The sequence below is a fragment of the Desulfovibrio sp. JY genome (assembly GCA_021730285.1).
Lineage (GTDB): Bacteria > Desulfobacterota > Desulfovibrionia > Desulfovibrionales > Desulfovibrionaceae > Solidesulfovibrio.
Genome location: CP082962.1, coordinates 706203 through 726127 on the forward strand (window position 1 = coordinate 706203; position 19925 = coordinate 726127).

Annotated in this window: 26 protein-coding genes; 1 reads left to right on the plus strand and 25 read right to left on the minus strand. The window is 61.4% G+C overall.

What is annotated here, in order from left to right; translation table 11 throughout:
- Positions 1–2: 2 nt before the first annotated feature.
- From K9F62_03030 to K9F62_03140, 23 genes are all read right to left on the minus strand, one after another.
- Positions 3–869: a hypothetical protein gene (locus K9F62_03030; GenBank protein ID UJX41690.1), complete on the minus strand. Its 867-nt coding sequence runs from the start codon at positions 867–869 to the stop codon at positions 3–5.
- A gap of 2 nt (positions 870–871) precedes the next feature.
- Positions 872–2698, minus strand: a complete 1827-nt coding sequence (locus tag K9F62_03035) for a hypothetical protein (GenBank protein UJX41691.1) — start codon at positions 2696–2698, stop codon at positions 872–874.
- A gap of 27 nt (positions 2699–2725) precedes the next feature.
- Positions 2726–3184, minus strand: a complete 459-nt coding sequence (locus tag K9F62_03040) for a hypothetical protein (GenBank protein ID UJX41692.1) — start codon at positions 3182–3184, stop codon at positions 2726–2728.
- 9 nt (positions 3185–3193) lie between these two features.
- Positions 3194–4102: a hypothetical protein gene (locus tag K9F62_03045; GenBank protein UJX41693.1), complete on the minus strand. Its 909-nt coding sequence runs from the start codon at positions 4100–4102 to the stop codon at positions 3194–3196.
- Positions 4099–4824, minus strand: a complete 726-nt coding sequence (locus K9F62_03050) for a hypothetical protein (GenBank protein ID UJX41694.1) — start codon at positions 4822–4824, stop codon at positions 4099–4101. The genes K9F62_03045 and K9F62_03050 overlap by 4 nt, the downstream gene beginning before the upstream one ends.
- 3 nt (positions 4825–4827) lie before the next feature.
- Positions 4828–5064, minus strand: coding sequence for a hypothetical protein (locus K9F62_03055; GenBank protein UJX41695.1), 237 nt, complete (start codon positions 5062–5064; stop codon positions 4828–4830).
- Between the two features lie 9 nt (positions 5065–5073).
- Positions 5074–5793, minus strand: coding sequence for a hypothetical protein (locus K9F62_03060; protein ID UJX41696.1), 720 nt, complete (start codon positions 5791–5793; stop codon positions 5074–5076).
- A gap of 25 nt (positions 5794–5818) precedes the next feature.
- Positions 5819–6790: a phage major capsid protein gene (locus K9F62_03065; GenBank protein UJX41697.1), complete on the minus strand. Its 972-nt coding sequence runs from the start codon at positions 6788–6790 to the stop codon at positions 5819–5821.
- Positions 6791–6802: 12 nt separating this feature from the next.
- Entirely contained in the window at positions 6803–7714 is a 912-nt protein-coding gene (locus K9F62_03070) for a hypothetical protein (protein ID UJX41698.1), read from the minus strand.
- Positions 7715–7737: 23 nt separating this feature from the next.
- A complete protein-coding gene (locus K9F62_03075; protein ID UJX41699.1) occupies positions 7738–8124 on the minus strand; it encodes a zinc ribbon domain-containing protein in 387 nt (128 codons plus the stop codon).
- On the minus strand, positions 8111–10408 hold the full coding sequence (locus tag K9F62_03080) for a hypothetical protein (GenBank protein ID UJX41700.1): 2298 nt from the start codon (positions 10406–10408) through the stop codon (positions 8111–8113). The genes K9F62_03075 and K9F62_03080 overlap by 14 nt, the downstream gene beginning before the upstream one ends.
- A 3-nt stretch (positions 10409–10411) precedes the next feature.
- Complete coding sequence (locus K9F62_03085; protein UJX41701.1) at positions 10412–10849, minus strand: hypothetical protein; 438 nt, start codon at positions 10847–10849, stop codon at positions 10412–10414.
- Complete coding sequence (locus K9F62_03090; protein UJX43285.1) at positions 10846–11067, minus strand: hypothetical protein; 222 nt, start codon at positions 11065–11067, stop codon at positions 10846–10848. Before K9F62_03090 ends, K9F62_03085 begins: the two co-directional genes overlap by 4 nt.
- Positions 11064–11648: a hypothetical protein gene (locus K9F62_03095; protein ID UJX41702.1), complete on the minus strand. Its 585-nt coding sequence runs from the start codon at positions 11646–11648 to the stop codon at positions 11064–11066. Before K9F62_03095 ends, K9F62_03090 begins: the two co-directional genes overlap by 4 nt.
- A 277-nt stretch (positions 11649–11925) precedes the next feature.
- On the minus strand, positions 11926–12123 hold the full coding sequence (locus K9F62_03100; GenBank protein UJX41703.1) for a hypothetical protein: 198 nt from the start codon (positions 12121–12123) through the stop codon (positions 11926–11928).
- Entirely contained in the window at positions 12117–12584 is a 468-nt protein-coding gene (locus K9F62_03105) for a hypothetical protein (protein ID UJX41704.1), read from the minus strand. Before K9F62_03105 ends, K9F62_03100 begins: the two co-directional genes overlap by 7 nt.
- Positions 12574–12819 carry a hypothetical protein gene (locus K9F62_03110; GenBank protein ID UJX43286.1) on the minus strand — a complete coding sequence of 82 codons (246 nt, stop codon included), beginning with the start codon at positions 12817–12819 and terminating at the stop codon, positions 12574–12576. The genes K9F62_03105 and K9F62_03110 overlap by 11 nt, the downstream gene beginning before the upstream one ends.
- Complete coding sequence (locus K9F62_03115) at positions 12816–14189, minus strand: terminase family protein (protein ID UJX41705.1); 1374 nt, start codon at positions 14187–14189, stop codon at positions 12816–12818. Before K9F62_03115 ends, K9F62_03110 begins: the two co-directional genes overlap by 4 nt.
- Entirely contained in the window at positions 14186–14758 is a 573-nt protein-coding gene (locus K9F62_03120; GenBank protein UJX41706.1) for a terminase small subunit, read from the minus strand. The genes K9F62_03115 and K9F62_03120 overlap by 4 nt, the downstream gene beginning before the upstream one ends.
- A gap of 275 nt (positions 14759–15033) precedes the next feature.
- The gene (locus tag K9F62_03125; GenBank protein ID UJX41707.1) at positions 15034–15288 is read right to left on the minus strand and encodes a hypothetical protein; all 255 of its coding nucleotides are present in this window, start codon (positions 15286–15288) and stop codon (positions 15034–15036) included.
- The gene (locus tag K9F62_03130; GenBank protein UJX41708.1) at positions 15285–15836 is read right to left on the minus strand and encodes a hypothetical protein; all 552 of its coding nucleotides are present in this window, start codon (positions 15834–15836) and stop codon (positions 15285–15287) included. Before K9F62_03130 ends, K9F62_03125 begins: the two co-directional genes overlap by 4 nt.
- Positions 15836–16189: a hypothetical protein gene (locus K9F62_03135; GenBank protein ID UJX41709.1), complete on the minus strand. Its 354-nt coding sequence runs from the start codon at positions 16187–16189 to the stop codon at positions 15836–15838. Before K9F62_03135 ends, K9F62_03130 begins: the two co-directional genes overlap by 1 nt.
- Positions 16182–17057 (minus strand): glycoside hydrolase family protein, encoded by an 876-nt coding sequence (locus K9F62_03140; protein UJX41710.1) that lies wholly within the window; start codon positions 17055–17057, stop codon positions 16182–16184. Before K9F62_03140 ends, K9F62_03135 begins: the two co-directional genes overlap by 8 nt.
- Positions 17058–17228: 171 nt before the next feature.
- Here K9F62_03140 and K9F62_03145 point away from each other — a divergent pair, with 171 nt between their 5' ends.
- Positions 17229–17411, plus strand: a complete 183-nt coding sequence (locus tag K9F62_03145) for a hypothetical protein (protein UJX41711.1) — start codon at positions 17229–17231, stop codon at positions 17409–17411.
- A 313-nt stretch (positions 17412–17724) separates the two neighbouring features.
- On the opposite strand, the gene K9F62_03150 is transcribed toward K9F62_03145, so the two are convergent.
- A complete protein-coding gene (locus K9F62_03150; GenBank protein UJX41712.1) occupies positions 17725–18063 on the minus strand; it encodes a hypothetical protein in 339 nt (112 codons plus the stop codon).
- A gap of 201 nt (positions 18064–18264) precedes the next feature.
- Positions 18265–19905, minus strand: coding sequence for a hypothetical protein (locus tag K9F62_03155; protein UJX41713.1), 1641 nt, complete (start codon positions 19903–19905; stop codon positions 18265–18267).
- Positions 19906–19925: the final 20 nt, after the last annotated feature.

The window sequence follows — 19925 nt, forward strand, 5'->3', positions numbered from 1 at the left end:
TCCTATAAAATTTTCAAAAATGTTTGATATAAACTAGTTCTCGTCTGTTGACGGACCACATCTGAGTAACTAGTCCATGCCCCTACTATTGTAGATGAGTATTTAATTTTAGTGTTGTTGAGCATAGGTAGAAAATTAAACGAGTATTCTTTTGTTAATATGCAAGATCCGTTTAATGAAAAATTTAAACTACCTTCTATTAATTTGAACTCTATTAAATTTTTTGATCCATCTGTAAAAAGTCCAGGAACCTTCGATATATACTGACCGTTTTCATATGTGTGCCATATGTTATACATGCTTGCGGAGATATCACCAAAATCAGAAGATAAATTGTAATTTAAATCTGCTATTCCTCCAGAGCTTATTCCTTCCGGACTTAATGTAAGGCGTGCGTCGATCGTTGTATTTTGTTCTTCTGAATTTAAAGATATATCAATAATTTCTACGTTCACGTCAGGCCCCAAAACACCAACTGGCGACCTGAATATAAACCCCATTTCTATTCCATAACTACAAACGAATGGAACTTCAACGTCAGCCTGCACATATCCACCGACAGAATATCCGCTGTGCGCTTCTCTAGCTAATGCCGATACGCTTTTCACTGCTTCGTTATCAACGACCAAGGCATAGTCTTTGTCTCCTGGAAATGTTGCAGGTTGACAGTCTTCTCCTGCTCCAAACACAACGACAATGGAGTTGTCATTTTTATAGTATCCAATGCTTTCCTTTTTAGGTAACGCCACAAACATTTCGTTAAATTTGTGTCCGCACATCACATCGCGATAAAATTCTCGTGTTGTAAGATCGGGAGATTTTGAAACTATCTGTCCAGCCTCATTATAATACTGCTTAATGATTCCCATAATTAAACCATCATCGCCTGCATGCCCATCCCTTGTAACTGCCCTGCCTCGCTATCATCAGCCACGAACGCCTGCCCGAAGGCCTCTTTCGCCAAAAGCACAGCCTCTTCTTTAGTCAACATATGGTGATAGAAGCGCATCATGGTTATATCCATATAGGAAGAAAATTCCCATTGGGATGTATACTTAGAAACAGGGTCGTTTGGTGACCTTGTAAATGACCAATCATCAGCGGCGACAGGTAACTTTAGTATTTCGCCAAATCCATCTTCTGGAACAAAATTACCAAGAGATTGCATACTCTTGAAAATTAGCGTATTATTATCGCCCTGTTTCGTAATATACAGCGAACAATTCCCGCTAGCATCCATCGCCAGACAGACGTGATACCAAGCTGCAATATCCAGTTCGTCGGAAACGATTGGCAACAAACTGTATTCAGATTCATAGTTGCATATTTTTCCGGCCAAAATCCTATTGCCATTGTACCAAAGAAGCCCGCAAAAATTGGTACCAATCATGTATCCTTGTGAGTGACAGACAGGGAATGGCTGGTTCCCAAAGGCTAAAGACGGCTGCGCGTCCGTCATGTAAAGTTTGTACTGGTAATCTTTGAGCGTCAGGATGGTATCCTTGACCGAGCCATCCCCATTATACTCATAGACATAGGAAATTACCGTCGAATAGCGTTTCGATCCATCAGATAACGAAGCAACGGCCCGCGTGCCTGCGGCCTTCCCATGCTCGCCATCGACTTTGAAGGTGCAGAACGAGGCGTAAGGCGCGGCGTTGGCAACCTCCGCGTTCTCTTCCCACCCATTCTGAAACTCTCCTGTAAGTGTTTCCAGTTCACCAGCCACCTTATCCCAATAGGGCGAGGCGGAATCATAATCTGATGCGAGGAGTGGTTCGCCGTCACAGATCGTCCCAATCTCGCGATAGCCGATAAGATGCTCTGCGCTGGCCACGAAATTTTCGTTGTACGTCGGCCACGGGTAGGTGAACTTGACCCAATGTTTCGAGAACCGCGACGGAATATGCCAACCAATGAGTGGCACAGCGCTTCCCGGGCAGACTGCCGACCACGTAGTCCCGTCATCAGATGTCAGGATGCGCGGCTTAATGGGGTTGTAAACCTGATAGCCGCAGTCAAGCTCTTGCGTCTTCGACGTGAAACTATAGTCCAACTCTATCGGCTTCCGCAGTCGCACCAACGCGGAAACGGAAAACGCACCTGATGTCGGCAAATTGTATGACGACATCTGGAGACGTCCGCCGCTGAAGCCGCTGTTCGGCTCTGCTCCTTCCAAATAGCAAACCTTGGCGTTCCGCGAGATTGACCCATCAGGAGATGGAAGAAGAGAGGCGAGGCCAACATCTTTGAACGAGAGGGTCTTGACGCCATATCCTTTATTTGTACCGTCAATGTTTGGATCAACAGACCCCTGCGCTATATATATTTCGTTTTGCAGGTCTTCATCCTTAAACGAATACCGGGCCTTGCACCCCGGCACATAATAGAACTGCCCCGCCTGCAATGCCGGAATGTCCACCGGCTCTCGCTCCGGTTGAAGTGGCTGCGTTCGGGGTGGACAGAAAATCTCGATGGTCCAGACATCCACCAGCGGGCCGCAGTTACGCAGCACGGAATAGGTGGTGCCATCGCTCCCGGCGAACCGCCGAACGAAAACAGGGTAGTCGTAGACGTTTTGTTGCGCCGCTTGCGCCTTGAATTGCAGGCCGACGCCACGCAGCGAGTCCGCGCGCTCCCGGTCGCCCAGGAGCCGCCAGTTGATTTGCTCCGGCGGTTTGCGCTGTTGCTCGTCCATGGCGTCGGCCTCCGATCAAGGAACAAGCTACGACGCCGGCATGGTGACGACGAAGCTGTCGATGGTGGTGGTCGCCCCCGAGGTGATGGCGGTGCTCGACATATTGAGCTGGGCACCGGAGGTGGACACCGAGCCGTCGAAGCGGGCGTGGGTCGTATCCGCTCCGGTGGTCAGGTCATTGGCGTAGAAGCGGAACCAGCCGGCGGTGCCGGTGGCTGCGGCCGCACCGGACCAGACCTCGGCGGCAGCTTTGGAAATGGAACCGTCAGCCGGGTCACCGAAGTTGATACCATTGGTGGCCGTGCCGGCGGTGAAGACCCCGGAGGAGACGGTGATTTCCAGGAGATGGGAAACGCTTTCCCCGTCGTCGGCGCTCGTCGGTTGCACACCAGGAAAAATGCGGATCACGCCGTTTTGCATGATGCTCTTGAAGCTGTTCGTGCCGAGTAACTGGTTGCGAAGACCGGTGGAGAGACGCAGGGCCATAGGAGCCTCCTACGGATGCAACGCCACGACATACCGGCGTGGCAGGGCAATTGCCGCCGCCACGGTCGCCGGAGCATCGAGCGCGATCTTGTTTTTCGTGAAGTTAACGAACAGGCCTTGGCCAATCGCCAGGGATATCCCGCGCGGCGTGGTGCACAGCACGGCGTTTTGCGGGTCGAACTTGCCCCAGTCGTCGGCCCTGACCGACAGGTCGGAGCCGGAAATCACGCCATCAGGTGCCACCTGCCGCCGCTGCATCTGTAACGGGTCCGGACCGGTCATAAGAAAGGTGCCGGTCGTGGTGCTGACGTACAGGCCATCGTCCACGCCACGGATCGCGGTGATTTCGGCAGGGAAACGGAATGCGTTGAGCCCGGCCTTGACGAAATGGTAGCCGCCGTACCCCTCGGTATAACGCAGATCGCGGCCTACCCCGATCCATATCCGGCCGGCATACGCCCCGAGCGCCTGGCCGGCCGGAGGGTCCGTGAACCTGTCCGCCTCGGACGCCACATCCCAGGTACGACCGCCCCACTGCTCGGCCACACCGTTCTGGATGAGGCCCTTTTCGTTGCCGTTGGTCCAGAAGACTGTGCCGTCCAGTTCGGTCCAGACCACCCGGCCGGACGTGGCCAGGGACACAATCGCCTGCCTCGAACGGTCCCAGGCGATCCGGCACAGCACGTCATCAACGACCGCGTAGGCCGTTCCGTCGGCGGCCTCGAACGGATCGCGCCAGTGGCCGTCCTCGACCTTATCCCAGCCGGGCCGGCGTCGCGTCCGCCGGCCGCCGTCCAACACGTCCGCATTGACGAGACGCGCCGCCTCCCACATCTGAGTCTGCCCGTCGTAGGCCAGCCCGAGTGGGGAAACCTGAGTGTTAAGGCCGAGACAGCCGGCAAAGCGCACACGGATCACACGCACCCCCACCCCATTTCGTCGGTGATGGGGGTTGCCTCCGTCGGCCAAGGACCGACCTCGATGGCCAGATCGTCCAGAGCCGCGGCAAACCTATTGCGGTGGTAGGTGGTGTTGATCTTGTTGTCGTTCTGCTCCTGTTCGTTCGTCGCAAATCCGGTCGCACACGCGAAATCGACCAGCATAGCCGAGGCGACCTCGGGCGGCAGATCAAACGGCTTATCGGTGAGGGCCACCAGGGGGGCAGGCAGGCGATGATACTGGATCGTGAGGCGGCGCGGCGCGTGCGGGACCAGCCAGTAGCGCAACTGCCGCGCGAACGTGGCCACGCCGACGAGTTGCCCATGCCGTAGCGGACCCGGGCCGCGCATGCGCTGCAGGGCCGACCAGGGCCGGACCTTGATGGCGTGGCCCGTGGCATTGTCCCAGGCCCCATGCAGGTTGCCATGCCAGTCCGCCGGCAGCGCCACGGCTTCGGTGGCGGTCATGGTCTCGACCTCTCCCGATGTGGCCAGGGACGGCAGATAGACGCCCCGGCGCGCGAGCGTGGTGACCATTTCCCCCAGGCAGCGGTTGAACCAGCGCAGTACCTGCGGTTCATCGATCGAGGGGTCTTTGACCGTGTCGATGACCTCTTGCGCGAGCTGGTGTAGCGTGTCCGTATGGGCGTCCTTGACGCCTATGGCCGCAGCCTGGGGGATGGTGATGAGAGCGTCGGCCATGGCCTAGCAATCCCCCGACGCTTCCCAGAAACCGCTGGTGGCCGTGGCCGGCAGCGTGACGTCGAGCACGCCGCCGCCGGCGTCGGTCAGTGTTTCGGCTCCGGTGACGGTGGCGCGCTTGATCGCGCTGGACAAGCCAGTGCTGATGGTCCCGGACGTCCCCACATTGGAGAACGTGCCGAACACGGTGCGCATGTTGCCTTCGATGGTCTCGCCGGTCACGTGGGTGGTGATGGACATGGCGGCTCCTTATTCGATGCCCAGCAGCACGGGCTTGTACTGGGTGTCCACGCCGGCCGTGGCCATGGTTTTGGCAACGACGGGCTGATCGATGTCCAATTCGACGTTCATGGCGGCGAGGCTGCCGGCCACGGCGCCGGGCACCAGCATGGAGCCGACGGCCGGAGCGCCGGCGATCAACGCGATGGCGGGGCCGGAGGTCTGCGCCCAATAGTAGAAGCCGGCCGGGACAGGGCATGGGGTGATGCCGGCGGGAACGCCCTCCTCGGTGGCACTCTCCACCGTGCCCATCCAGGGGGACGGGATGAGGGACAGTTTGGACGTGGCGTCCAGGGCCACGCGGATGGTCTCCTCGAGGACCACCGTCAGCGTACCCGAAGCGGCGCAGGTGCCGTGCGACTGGATCTTGTACTGCATGCCGGCACCGGTGCCGGTATTGATCTGCAGGAAGCCACCCGCGTACTGGCCGTCCGTGACGGCAGTGGCGCCGACGGTCATTTCGACGCGGGCCTCGCCGACCTTGGTCGCGACACCGGTCAGGCCGATGTGATCCGCGACGGCGGCCGGGGCCATGGCCAGCTTGCCCGGGGAGAGCACGGCGGCGCCGGCCTTGGCCAGGCGGAACTTCCGGCCATCGTCCGAAATGCGCAGAGTCCCGATGGCCTCGGGAGTGGAGTTCTTGGCCTCGAACAGGCCGTGCGAAAACATGGTTTTGAAGGGCTTGGACATATCGGTGTCTCCTTCGAGTCGTGCGTTACGACAGGTTGCTGTGGCCGGCGTGGGCCTTGCGGTTGGAGCAGATGAGGTTGCCGTGCCAGAGAATCTTCATGGTCCGGCCGACGGGGCCTTGCAGGTCGGCCCAGGGGATACGCTTGAAGAAGCCGTCCTGGTGAATGGCAAAGCCGAGGTAGTTGGTGTTGATGGCGTAGCAATGCCCGGCCGGGCAGTAGTCGTCGGCGGCCAGGGTCATGCCCTCGTAGACCAGATGGGTGAAGCCGGCGGACGCCGTGTCCTTGTCGGTCACGAACCGCTGCTGGACCTGGAGGATGCGGGAGACCTTGTTGTAAAGGGTCTCGGTGGTCACGGCCACGTTGGGCTTGCCGGTGGCGCCGTCGCCGAGCTTGGCCGAGGAGCGCATGGTTTGCAGGCCCTCAAGGCTGATGGCTTCGGCCGTGGAATCGAACACGGCATGCCAGGGGGTCGATCCGTCGTCAGCCACCAAGTCGACCTCGGCGATGCCGCCATAGGGCCGGCTGGTGTCGGTGCTGACCAGGGAGCCAAGCCCGGTCAGGGTCGGCGCGGTGTCGGTACCGTCGGCGTAGATGGTCTTCGCCAGCCAGGCGGTGACGGTCTTCTGCGCGTTCTCGATCTTCTGGTTGACGAACTGGATCGCAGCGTAGTCGCCGTTGCTCTCCAGTTCGTCGGCCATGTAGACGGTCGCGTTGCCGTAGCCGTGTTTCCACAAGAAATAGGCGGCGTTGATGCTCTCGCGGTCATCCGAGGACAGCGGGTCGGAGCGGGTAAAGAAACCGCCCTCGGCCCCGGAGTAGTTGAGGGGGATGCGGATTTTGAGACCGCCGGACGGCCGCTCGAACAGGCCCCGCTGTTTGTTCATGAGCAAGTCGAGCAGGAACGAATCCCGGAAGTAGATGTCCACGGCCTTGCCGCCGGCGGCAAGGAAGTAGTCATTGGTGATGCTTTCGAGTTCGGCAAAGGTAAGAGGCATACCGTTTCTCCTTTACGCGCCGGAGCTGGCCCGCATATGCTTCAGTTTCATCGCTTGCACGGCGGCCACTCCGCCGTATTTCCCCGGGTCCTTGAGCATCGCGTCGAAGTCCGGCCCTCCCTGCGGGGCCTGTCCGCCGGGATTGCCGAGCACAGCCGCGTTGCCCTTGGCCTTGATGGCCGCGACCATTTCCGCTTCCTTCGCCTTCACCGCGTCCGCGACGGCCTTTTCCGTTTTGGCTTTGGCCTCGGCGAGCCGATGCGTCAGGTAGGCCGACAGGGGATCGTGCAACGGGTTGATGGACTTGATGCGGGCGAACTCGGGGGACCGCTCGAAGCCGGACAACCCGGGGTTGGCATCGCACAGGGCCTTCCAGGAAGTGGCGTCTTGGGCCTTTTTGAGCTCGGCTTGGACAGCCTGGACGGTGTTCTGGTTCCCCTCGCTGACCAGTGTTTGCGCCTCGGCCTTGGCCATCTCCGTGGCCAATTCGAAAACCTTCCCGGCGTAGGTGGCCTGGTCGATCTTCTCGGCCTTGAGCGCTTCATCCAGGGCCGCCTTCTCCCCCGCGAAATCCCTGGGCGGGGCTGCGGGCGTGTCCGGCTTGGTCGGCATGAGCTGGCCGACAAGCTGGGTGAGTGCGTCGATTTTGCCACGCAGCCCCTGCACCTCGGGAGATTCCGCCGGCACGGCCGGCGCCGGAGTGGCATCGGGCTTGGTGGCGGGCGGCGTATCGGTGTCCAATGCCGGCGCGCCGGACTTCCCGGGATCGCTCCCGCCCTTGTCGCTGGGGGGCGGCGTGTCCGGGCCGGGACCGGGCGCGGGGGCCCCGGTGTCCGGGACTGGTTGCGGTGCGGGGTCCGCAGTCGGCAGGGTCGGCCCGCCGCTGCCGATGTCCCCGGGTACGGTCGAAATCAGATCGGGCATCGTCATATCTCCTGTGGGTTGGGTTAACGGCCGTGACGGGCCTGGAATCGCTCGAAGACCTCGCGCGTTACCGGCCCCATGTCCGCCATCATGGAGCGGGCGCGCTTGGCGGCCTCGTCCTCGCCGTGGTCCTTGTGGCGGATGCCGGCGGCGCGCATGGCCCGGGCCAGGGCCTGACGGTCGGACGGATTGGCCAGATACGCCTTGACCTCGGGGCGGGTGTCCTCAGGATCAAAACCGACCGTGCAGGACTCCACCCACTCCGCATCGCTGCGGTGGGTGCCCCGGCTGGAAATGATGCGGTGCGCCGGCGCGTGACAGTCCGGACACGCGGCGAAAAACTGCTCCATGGGCGCGATGAGCTCGGTCACGCGGCCACACGCCGGGCACGCGAAATCATAAAGCGGCATTGATGCCTCCCTCGGGGCCGCTCGGGGGCGGCGTTACGGGTTGGGGTTCCTCGATCGGGGACGTGGGGGCCGGCGGTGTCTCGGTAGCAGCAGCCGCACGTGCCTTGGCTTCGGTCTCGACTGCCCGGCGGCCGGCCTCGGCGCTATCCATGTCTATTTTATGCCGGTGGGACTCGGACTCGCGCTTGATCTCGCCGACGGCTTTGACCATGCCCAGCCTGTGGACTTCCTGGTCATGTTGCATCTTTTGGGCGACGTCAGCGGACTCGCGCTGTTCACGGCTGCCGGCCAGGGCCGTTTCCGTTTCCAGCTTCGCGGCCTCGGCCAGCTTGCGGCGGGTGTCGGCCTGGGTATTTTCGATCTCGGCCTGCCCCTTCTGCGCTTCGATGGCCTGAGCTTGGGCGGCGGCCTGCTCTTCGGGGCTCGGCCCCTGGGGCTGGCCCTGGCCGGCCGGGAGCGCCGGCTTGATCTCGCCGGACTCCACGGCCTTGGCCACGTCCTTCGGGTCCATTGTCGCAACCTGTGCGGCCTGGTCAGCGGCTTCGGCGGGGAGGATGCCGGCGGCAACGAGGTTCTGGATCACCTGCCCGGCCGGGCCTGCGGCCATGCGGGCGGCCACCTCGCGGGCGTTGGGGTATTCGAGCTTTTCCAGGAGGTCTTGCCGGTCGATGGCCTGCTCTTTATAGAGCTCCAGGGCCTCTTCGCGCTGCTGGATCTTGCTGACCGGCATGGTAGAGCCGTTGACGACGGTCAGGCGGGCCGGGACGCGCATCATCTGCCCGTTGATGCTCATCGGCGTAGTGCGGCCGTCGGCGTCGGAAAAGCTGATCCAGCGTTCCTCGGTGTACCAGTTCTGCACGTGGCTCAAGAACATGCGCCCACGGTCACGGATGAGCTTGGAGTAATGCCGAATCTTGCCGGCCATCATCGTGGAGGCCTGTTCGATGAGCGCAGCCAAAGCCTTGTAGGCGATGACGGACTGGCCCGGGGTGTCGCCCCGCTCCAGGTCGAACGTGGCGGCTATTTGCAGCAATAATTCCTTGTAGATGCCCATGACGGCCTGGATGTCGGCCGTGTTGTTCGGAAACTCCATGTACCGGATGGACTGGGACAACGCGGCCGAAACCGGGTTGATGATGCCCATCCGGTTGCTGAACGCCTCATTGGGCACGCCGGAGTCACGGGGATTGATGATCTTCGGCCGGGCCGCCTGGTCCTTGTGGTAGGTGATCTGGGACAGGCACTTGTTGATTTCCATCTGAAGGGAAGCCAACTGGTCGAAGTCGGAGGAACCCCACGGGCTTGCTGGATCGATGTTCGAGACGGCCAGGGAAAACGGGAACTTGTCGTACAGCCACGTCTTGGCCGCTTCGACGGCATCCATGGTCGGGTTGATGCTCGGGTTGGGCCGGTCGGCCAACACCAGCGTCCCGGCGTTGCACACGGTCACGCAGCGGATTTTCCCGGGGTAGAGGTCGCCTCCCTTGCCCTGGGTGTAGTCCTTAGCCCAGCACTCAATAACGAGGACACGGTCCTGTTGCCCATTGGACTGATTCGAGGCCGGACCCGAAAAAAAGGAGCGCACGGCCCCGGCGAAGCGCATAAGGAGACCGGATGCGGCGGAGCCGGTCACCACCTCGTTGCGGGTGTCGTTGACCTGCTCCAAGATTTGGGCGTCAGCCGTGATCTTGTCGGCGAAGTCGGGCCAGCGTCGGCGTGCCTCCCGGATGTCCATGGACTGGAAGTGCAGAACGGCGTTGGCCTTTTGGATGTCCCGGGTGTCCACGGGGTGCATCCCAAAATACCAAGGCTCGATGACGACGGTTTCAACCTCGCCTATTCCCTCAAGCTCTGGGTCGAAGACCACCTTTTCCACGGTCACGCCGTATGTCTCGCCGTTGATGACGGATTGCTCGAAGACGGGCTGCTGCTCCTGCTCCGCCCACCAGTAATCGGCCAGCCGGCCGATGGTCTGGAAAACGTCCTCATCGCCCTCCGGCCCAACCCGGAAGACGTTAAACGTCGGGTTGTTGTTGGTCAGGGTGTTGACCGTGCGGGTGCGGTGCAGGTGCAGCAGGTTGGCTGTGGTCAGAGGCACGCCGGCCTGCCTGGCCGTGCGCTCCCAATGCACTCCCTGGCCGAGGCGGTAGTTGCGGTTCCATCGCGCCGGCAGGCTCTTGCTCTCCCGGTCGGCCATGCAGTCGAGGAAAAGCCCGAGGACCACCTTTCCGACGTCCTTGGGCTGGTCAGCCGGGGGGAGGATATTGGGCGACGTGTCGGCCATGGACTACCGCCTGCCCTTGCGCTTGGTCTTGGTCGGCACCGTGGCCGGCGTGACCGGGTGCGCTTGTGCCGCCGGGGGCTCCTGCCGAACCGCCTCGCGCGCCGCCTCGGCCGCCTCCCACTCCCTGGCCAGCTGCTCCGAGTCGTGGACATAGGGTGCCGGCGGCGGCGTCTCCAGGCCCCGACCGACGATCCAGTAGCCGTCCGAGGTCAACAGGCGGTCAGGGCGCAGCAGGTCGGGCGCGCTCACGTCCCAGCCCATGGCCCGCTTGCGGCAGAGGGGGCAAAGCAGGAACTCCCAGGACGCGGCCGGGTCGAAGGGCGGCGCGAACCCGGGCCCGAGAGGTCCGAACATGGCGCCGGTCAGCGGCATGGCCAGAGACTCGGGCTCGAACGTGCCGAGCTGGGTGCCGCACATCTCGCACACAAGGACCATGCTCATGCGTCACCTCCAGGCTCTTGGGCCTTGGCCCACGGATCATCATCGGGGAGCAACGAGGCGGCCGTAGGCTTGGGCTGGCGGGCTGTGGCCTGGAACATGGGCCGTCCCGCGCTCTCCCGGCCAAGACGCCAACCGAGCATGAGCGCCCCCACGAGGAGCACCACGAGGCCCAGGGCCATGGCTACGAACTGCCAGAGCGGCAGAGGAATCACGGTCACGAAAACACCTCCGTGAGGGCGTCGAAATCGGGGATTGTGGGCAGGAGCTCGCCGGGAGCCGGCGTGTGCGCGCCACGGGCAGCATCGTCCCAGGGATCGCTGTAGGCCTGGCCCGGGACGGTCACGAGGTCCCGAGGAGGCTGGACCATATCCAGGCCCTCCAGGGCGCGACCAAGGGCCGCCATAAGCGGGAACTGTGCGGGATCGGGGAGGACTCCGCCGCGCCATGAGGCCGTGAACCGCGTGCCCTCAGCCATGATGCCGGGCATGTCCCCGGTGAAGAGGGATTCGGACGGGCCTACGGCGTCGAAAATGCGCTGGCAGTAGGTCGGCCAGCGGTCGGGCTGTTCCCATGCGAGGTCCGTCAGAAGCAGCAGCCGCCCGGCGTCACGGCAGCATCGGCCGGCCAAGGAGTAGATGGGCTCCGGCTCGTAAGACCCGAACCAGCGGCCCGGGGCGTCGAGTGCCCATGTGTCGGAGAACCGAAAGTAGCGGTTCACGAGCTCGAAAAGATTGTCGTGCACCACCTCCGCCAGCGCATGGTAGGTGCGCCGGTCGCCCGGGGCCCATCGCAGACCCAAGACCACCAGCGCACCCGGTGCGGGATGGGTCGGCCAGGCGAGACCACCGGCGATGGCCGCGTAATCGACTCCGGTGACGACGTCTCGCCAGACCGATGCAGGCGGGACCGCGAGCGTGGTGGTCCCCTCGATCCGGTCGATTTCGCGGTTCGAGGGGCCTACGTCGCGGCCGGGAATGTGGATTTGATGGACACGTGTGGGCATGCCGACCACGGTAGCCCACGTATTGGGCCGTGATGGTCAGCGATGGCGTGGTGACGGGCAGCGCATGAAGAAACTACCTTGACATGGTTTCGCGTTCTTGGCCGTGCTGGCGAGCGAGCCGGGCGCGAAGCCAATCCTCGATCATTCCGGGCGTGACGGTAGGCTTTCCTTTGACGTACTGGACAGGGAACCCCTCATCGCGCATCAGGGCTTTGATTGTATTCACGGAATAACCGGCATGTGCCGTGATGTCTTTCCATCCTGTCAGCATTTCCCTTTTCTCCCCATCCAACATCGCATGGAGGCCTTTAACTCTTCATTTTCCTTTTTGAGCTTTCTGTTTTCTCTGGACATCTTGTCGTTTCTCTTTGTTTCTTTTTTGATAAACTCAAAAGCCTTTGCGACTTCTGTTTTGTACTGCTCGTTTATTACTTCCAACCGTTTAAGTCTTTTATTATCAAGCTGCACCATGAATAAATCTTTGGCGGCCTGCTCTCCGTATATATCAATACCAAATGGATATTCAGAATCATTATTTTCATCTTTAGACGAATCAATATACTTAAGACATAAAATTTCAAGACTGTTTATAGATTTATTCAAATTCTTCTTTGTCGATGCCAATTCGCTTGTTTCGCAACGTTTTATGCTCTCTCTAAGTCTTATGACGATGCAGCTTACGTCAACTATTGCATCGCGCAACTTGTTCTTTTCAATCATTTTAGCTGTCATATTTATCTCTATTTGTGGCATTGATCACAGGTATCGTTTCAATATCTCCGCAGAATGGGCACTTCCCCACCCCGATCAACCCCATCAGATAGCCCGATACAGAGAACACCGTGCCGCACCCGACGCACTGGCGATACGTTTTGTCCGAGACGAAACAGATGGTCCCGTCCTCGGCCACGTTGGCGTAGACGCCGAGGCCGGCCAGACGCATTGCTGTCGTCGTGCTGTCGCTCATGATTTCCGCCCCCAATTTGCCCCGGCCGTCAGGCCGTCGCCTGCCGGAGCACGCAGCATGCAGACGTGGCACGCCTCGTCGTAGATGTGATCCTCGCCCGTGGTGTCGATGTCTTCGACGTTCAGGGGATCGATTTGCAGCAAAGGTATGGTGCGGATGAACTGCTCGCAGGACTCGTAGACCAGGAGCATGGGCGCGCTATCGTCTTTGGGCAGCATCAACCGTTCCCGGAAACGGCGGATTTTGGTCACGCGCGAAGGGTCGCCCGGGGTCAGGTCAACCCCCTCCTTGGCGAACTCCTCGGCCGTGCTCGGGCCTTGGCCGCCGCCGCGGTAATCGGGCTTCTTGGAAAAGCAGTCTGGCCCGGCCAAGCGGACAATGGGCCGCCCCTTCAGGCCCCATCGCTCCTCCCGCTGCAGGATGCCCTTGGCAATCTCGGAATCAACGAGGCGCATGCCCTGGTTGGGCGTGCCATTCCAGCCGTACCACTCCCCGAACCGGTAAAGCCGGCCGTCGGCATCCTCCCACCACCAGCCCAGGGCGAACGGGGCGCCATAGCCCCAGTCGAACGTCATGTAGAGGGGCGCATGCTCGGGGATGGGCATGGGTTTAACGACGTGCCGGGCCCGGCTGAACTCGAAGGCCTGGCCAATGAAGATGTCCCAATTCCCGTCTTTGTAGGCCGTGCGGTACGGCTCCGGGAGGGCATCCAGGCGCGCCAGATAGCCCGGGTCACGCTGCATCAGGATCGGGTTGTCCTGGAGCAGCCCGGGGATGTAGGTGCGCAGCATGCCGCCCTCTTCCTGGGCGGCCATTTTGAGCTGCATCGGCTTGACGAAATCCACCCATCGCCGCTTTGCGAAGGCATGCCCTACGCCACCAGGGTTCGAGGCGCAGACGATGCCGGGGATCTTGTGGCGGTACCGCTCGGGGATGACCAGGGCGCAGCGCAGACGGCCGCGCAGGTAGTCGTACTGGAACTCCGTGAACGTGGTCAGCTCATCGATGAGTAGCAGGTGGATTTCCGCCCCCTGGAACGCGAAAACGTCCTGCTCATACTGGCAGGAGGCAAAGAAAAGCTTGGAGCCGTTGACGAAGTCCCACCGCTTGGCCTGGCTCTTGAACGTGCCGACGCCCATCGGAAAATGGGCCTGGGACGGAAGGATGTGGTTTTTCTCGAGCTCGGGGAACGTGCGGCGGAACAGGTAGACGTTCAGACCCGGGATGCGCATGCACCAGTGTAGGCCCTCCATACGCAGAGCGTGGCTTTTGCCCGGGCCGGCGGCCCCGCCGTACAGGATCTCATTGGCTGGGCTGGCGTGGAGCGCAGCTTGCTTCGGCAAAGGGCGGTATTCGGCCTGGACGTTCATTCCTGGCCGTCCTGGGAGCCCTGGCCATCCTCCACCGGGGGCTTGAACTCATCCGGCAGTGGGGCAGGCTCGGGGCACATGCTTACAAAGTTCAGGACGGCCGCGCCCGGGCCCTTGTCCTTCTCGAACAGGCCCAGGTGACGGCCGGCCAGTTCCAGGGCCTTCACCTTGTCGTGCATCTTGACCTTGCGGGAGCCCCCGAACTGCGTGGTGGTCTCGCTGACCTCGGAAATGGCCGCGGCCGTGGCGTCGTCGATCTCGGCAGACTCCTTGATCGTGACACCTTTACCCCCGAACACCGTCACCTTGCGGATGTCGGAGAAAGCAAGCCGGGCAAGCTCCTGAAGGACGGCGTCGGCCGTGATCTTGGTCCGCTCGGACCGCTCGGCCATGGCCGTCTCGATCGCGTCGGAAACTGACGTTTTCTGAAGGAGGTCGTGACCGATCCGATAGGCGGTCTTCTGGCTGTAACCAGCGCGAATAGCAGCTTGCGTAGCGTTGAGGTCCACAATGTACTCCTCAACGAAACGCTGCTGCTTCTTGTTCAGACCGCCGCTTTTCCCACCCATCACGTACACCTCTCCCCCGAAGCAAAGAAAAAAAGCCCTGATCCTGCCTGTGCCGTATGCCTCGCGAAATATCGGACCTGCCGCGCTTCACCCGAGGATCATTGACTTCTATCCCGGGGCTTAACGCTCGGATTCCCCCGGTCGGGCTCTGTGCCCATTGCAAGGCGTCCGTTTATCCGTTCGCCCGGGGCTTACGTGGCATGCCCGGGCATATCGGCGGCCGGGGGTTGGTCCCGACGATCCGGGACAGCCGCCGCGAGGTTTTGGCGTTGCTGCTACGGTCGGGGAGTGCCGACCCACCCCATCCGCATGGCGACCCACGCAACGATGGCGACGGCGCCCCATTCCAGTATCTTGACCACCACCACCGACCGCATTTTGAGCGCACCGGACATGGCACGGTGCTGCTCGGCATGCTCCTCCGGAGTAAGACTGCACTTCGCACAGCATGCGGCCTGCTGACCGCACTTCCCGTCCTGGAGCTTCTCGGCCAGGGCGTCGGCCAGCCGTTCGACATCCAGGTCACTCATGCGACGCCCCCAACTTCGACAGATTCGCAATCGGCCGTGTAGGCGGCCAAAGTCACCTCATGCCCAAGCGCCTGCCGCAGTTCTCCGGGGGTCATGGCCTCGGCCCTGGGCGACATCACGCCAGCCATGGTCAGCAGGTATTGCGCCGTCTCGGAGCAGAACCCGCGTTTCATGTTGAGCGCGACTCTGCGGCGGGCATTCCGGAGTAAGGACGGGTAGTCATAGCCGACACGGGCCCCGAGGAGCCGCAACGCCATGGCTGTGACGGCCCGTTGCTGCATGCGGGACAGGTCCGGCATCTGGATGTGCACGAGGCCGTTATAATTGCTGATACGGCGCGACATGCGGGTCAGCGTCGGCCCGTGCTCCAATGCCTCGATGAGAAAGACCGTGTCCGCGCAGTCGGCGAGGCGCAGCACCATGGCCGTGTGCGATCCGCCCGGGGCGAAAAAGCGAATGGCCCGGGACAGCACGTCCGAGCCTTCGAAGGTCACGACATGACCGGAAACAAGCTTGGGCCGCACGGTGGGATACGTCTGCAGGTCCATCACGCCTTGCCCCCTTTGAGCGCAACGGCCATGCTCCATGCCTTGCTGAAAAGCTCCCGGGCCGCATCCAGGTCGCCGCCGTGGGCCAGCCGGGAAATGTCCGTGATGGTGGCGGTCAGCTCGGACAAAGAGTCAGCCCCCACGCCCATGGCGCGCAGGGCCACGACGCAGGACCACAGCCAGGAAACGCCCGATTTGATGCGCTCGGGCAGCGTGGACGTGGATTCGGGGACCTCGAGCCTATCCGGCCCGAGGCCGGCGGAGGATGGACCGGCCCCGGACGTGGACAGGTTGGCACATGCGGCCATGGTCAGAGCGGAGACAATGAGCAGAGCGAAGAGCGCCTTACGCATTGGGCTTGCCCTCCACGATCGAGCCGGGACGACGAGCGAGCCCCCACGTAATCAGGCCCATAACGAGCAGCGCCGCGAGAGTACCGGCATCTTCGAAGTGGTAGAGATGGTCGAAAAACCACAAGTCCACCTTCAAGCGGACGTTCCCCACCAGCATCGTGAAAAGGCCGGTTGCACCATAGGCGGCCGGAGACTTGCCGAGGCGTTTGGAGATGTCGGAAATCAGAGCCCCAAGGCCCGGTACACCCGCTCCCACTTGGCCGCCCACCGGTCCGCTGTCGGATTGCTGAAACCGCAATCCTTCAGCCTGCACCACACGTGGCGCGGGTTGAACAGGTGCTGCATTAACGACCTCAACCGCTTCAGGAGGGAAAATTTTGACACCGCGCACCACCTCCGGGAGTTTGCCGGTGCGCATGGCGTCGGCGTTGCGTTGCGCGCGCTCCGGGTCCTGTCTGGCCCACCGGGACGCCATGATGCCCTGGGCCGCCCCTTCCCAATCGCCGGCCTGGACCATGGCGATGGTGTTCTTGAAGGCGAGGGCACCGTTGACGCCAAGCTGGTAGAACGACGAGAGGACGACGGCTTCCCGTGTGCCATCGAGCTTTTCGCGCCAGGCCGGGAAGCGGCTGTCGAGAACGGCAATGATGTCCGCGAGTTCGTCCAGAAGCATGACCTGGGCTTTCTCGCGGTCCCATTCCCAGTTTTTGAATTCGTCGTTGGAGATGCCATGCGCTTCGAGATTGAACCCATATCCGATGGTCCAATGCCCAGCGGGACACTTGTAGGGCTTGTCCCTGTACCCCTCCTCGGCCTTGAGCAGGGACACCCCGAGCGGAAAATCCCTGAGGATGTCGGCATGATCCATGGCTGCCCTCCCTCGCCCGAGTCTGGGCGGATGGGTCAGCCTACCCCCGGTTTTTTGGGGAGTTCAGGATTGACCAACATTGGCCATCCGGGGGCCATCATTGACCAACATTTGGGTATTGACAGGATCTAGCCCTACCGACATCAGGGCGAAACAAGAGGAGGGAAACGAATGTCTGAGGCAGAATTGAAAGCTTATGTGTTCAACTGCTTGGAACAATTCGGCGAAGAGGAAGGGAGGCGAATCCTACTTCGAAAACTGGAAACAGACCGTGAGTTCGAAGAGGCGGCCACCCGTTATGGCCTGAGACTGGGGGCAACCGTTGCCGAATCCTGGGGCGCCACTAAGCAATGATTGGGGCATCGGGCGTCGCGCTGTCGCTCCAACCAAGCGTCAAGATCGACTGGCCGAGCGCGCCAGGTCCCCTTCCCCGCCCCACTTTTCCAGGCCGGCAGGCCAAGACGGTCGACCAACATCGGGATGTCGTGGCGATTCTCGCCGATGGCAGCGGCTATTTCAGCTGCACCGATAAGAAGTAGCTTCACGCCCTACCCCCGGTACTCCTCTACTTCCCAGGCCCCTTTGACATGTCTGGCTCTTCATAGGGTGGCCCGCCACGCACCGCGTTTATGGTCTCGGGTGGGGCGGGCCATTTTTTATGTCTTGTTTACGCAGCCGGGGTGGGAATCACATTGTCCACGCAGCCGGAGGCCACGGCTTCGGCGGCTGTGATGCCAAGCCGGGCCAGCGCGCTATTGGGCGCGATCATCCACTTGTACAGGTAGCGTTCGGAGACGACGCCATCGTCGTTTTTCACGTCCACAATCTTGGTGCCGGCTTCGGCCGGAGCCGTGGCGTTGATGTCAAGCTTCCCCTGCAACACCCAGTTGTAGCGTTCATCCAGCAGGGTCTGCAGTTTGGCGAGCATGGCGGGCTTGGTGGCCGGATCGGCCAGCAAGTGCAGGACATCCTGACGCGAATTGATGATTTTCGGAAAACCTTTCATGGGGAGACTCCTCGTTGGTTGTGGTCAATTGGGGCTGTAAAAAAAGGACTCTCTGCCTCCGGCGGCCGGGAGGGGGTAACCCCCTCCCGGACCCTCCCAAACGCCCCCGAAAACGGGACATCCCGAGAGCCTGCTTGCCTTTCGGGCAAGGGGGGCCGGGGGGTATTATGCCCCCCGGCGGGTCCAGGGCAGCGCCCTGGCCTAGTCGGCTGTGGTCCTGTTGTTTGCACCGCCTCGCGCGCCGTATCTCGGATCCAAAAACAGCGGGCTTGTCGACCAAACCGAACTCCGAGAGCCGCAAGACACCCCATGGAACCAAGCGCCACCAAAAAACACACGGTTCGGGGCTTGGTAATGATGTCCGGCCACATGCGCATCGTTGCTGTCATACGCATTGACCCAGGCAGCGGCGGAGGCGCCCCCCCCTGCTTCCGTTCCCCACTGCCAGAGGTTGCCACAGCAGTCTTCGCAACCGACATGGGAAATCATGCGGATACCGGCCGTATCAGACTGGGCACCTGTGGTGCCGGGGTCGGCCGAGCCAGCAATATTGGTGCCCTGGTTGCTGCCCAGGCTGGCGGCCACAAACTCCGTTTGCGTCAGCATCCGTTTCTTGGTCGCGCCAAACCATTGCGAAAACTTATACCAATGGAAGATAGGCGAAGAGGCCCCATCCGCACAGGTGGCGTTGTAGGCCGACACCAACGTATCGCCCGCAACCGACGTCAGGTAGATGTCCACCCACTTGTCGATGCCCTCCACGTAGACCATGCCTTCAGGAGCGGAGACGGGGCGGTGTTTCAGATCCCAGACAGAGGCCGGCAGAATATCGCCGGTCAGGTAGTCGCTCAGGGCATGGTCGGCAATGGTGCCGACGGACAGACACAGACAATGGAAGCCGCCGATCTTGCGCGAAGTCGTCGGCGTATAGCCGGTCGGATAGGTCGCGTTGGCCGAGACAAGGAACTTCAGATCGCCGGAGTTGTAGCAGGCGTAGACGTAGAAATCCTTGCCGGCCCGGTTGGCGGCCACGGTGTAATCGGTCTCGGAGGTCGTGTCCCAGGTCGCAGCCAGGGAAAGATCCAAGGCCTGTTGGGTCCCCGTATACAGTCCAAAACCACCCACATTGACGAGCAGCTGCTCGGGCGAAAGCAGGGTGTAGCGGTCAGCAGGCACGGCCATCGGTTTGGCCGCCCAGACGCTATCCCGGTCATACTGGCCCGGGGTCACCACAAAAGTGGGCGTGGGAGGCGTGACGGGCTGATCCGTGCCGCTGACGCAATGGCCGTCGTTGGCATAACAGGTCACGGTAGGCACACTGCCGGCCGCGCCTTTGACCGCTTTGAAAATGCGCATGCTGGTCGGGCTGGACGCGCCGCCGCCCTGGCCTTCGACGTCGGTTTCCGCCCCTGTGACCAGCGTAAACGCGCAGGTCGTGGTGCGGCCAAGGGGCGTGATGTTGCCGTCCGTGGTGCAGGTGGCCGGGACCAGAGCGCCGCAATCGGAGGCGACGCCCACCCGCAAAAACACCGTCGCATGATCCGGAATCACAAAGGTGCGCGACTGGTCGTGGGTATCAAAAACCACCCCGCCGACGGCAAAAACGACATTGTCGCACAGGGTGACCTGATCCGCCGCGGCCACGACCGGCATGGTGTACCCGGTCGTATGGATCAGCGGATAGTGATGCAGGACGTGCAGATCGATAAGAGCCTGGGACAGGCAGGCGTCATCCTCTTCCAGCCGGTCCAGGGTCAGCGGGTTGTGCAGATTGCCGACGCCAAACGCCGGAAGATTCTTTTTGATCCAGCCAGGGGTGCCACTTTTAATAACGCTTCCCATGTGCCAAAATCCTTGGGTTG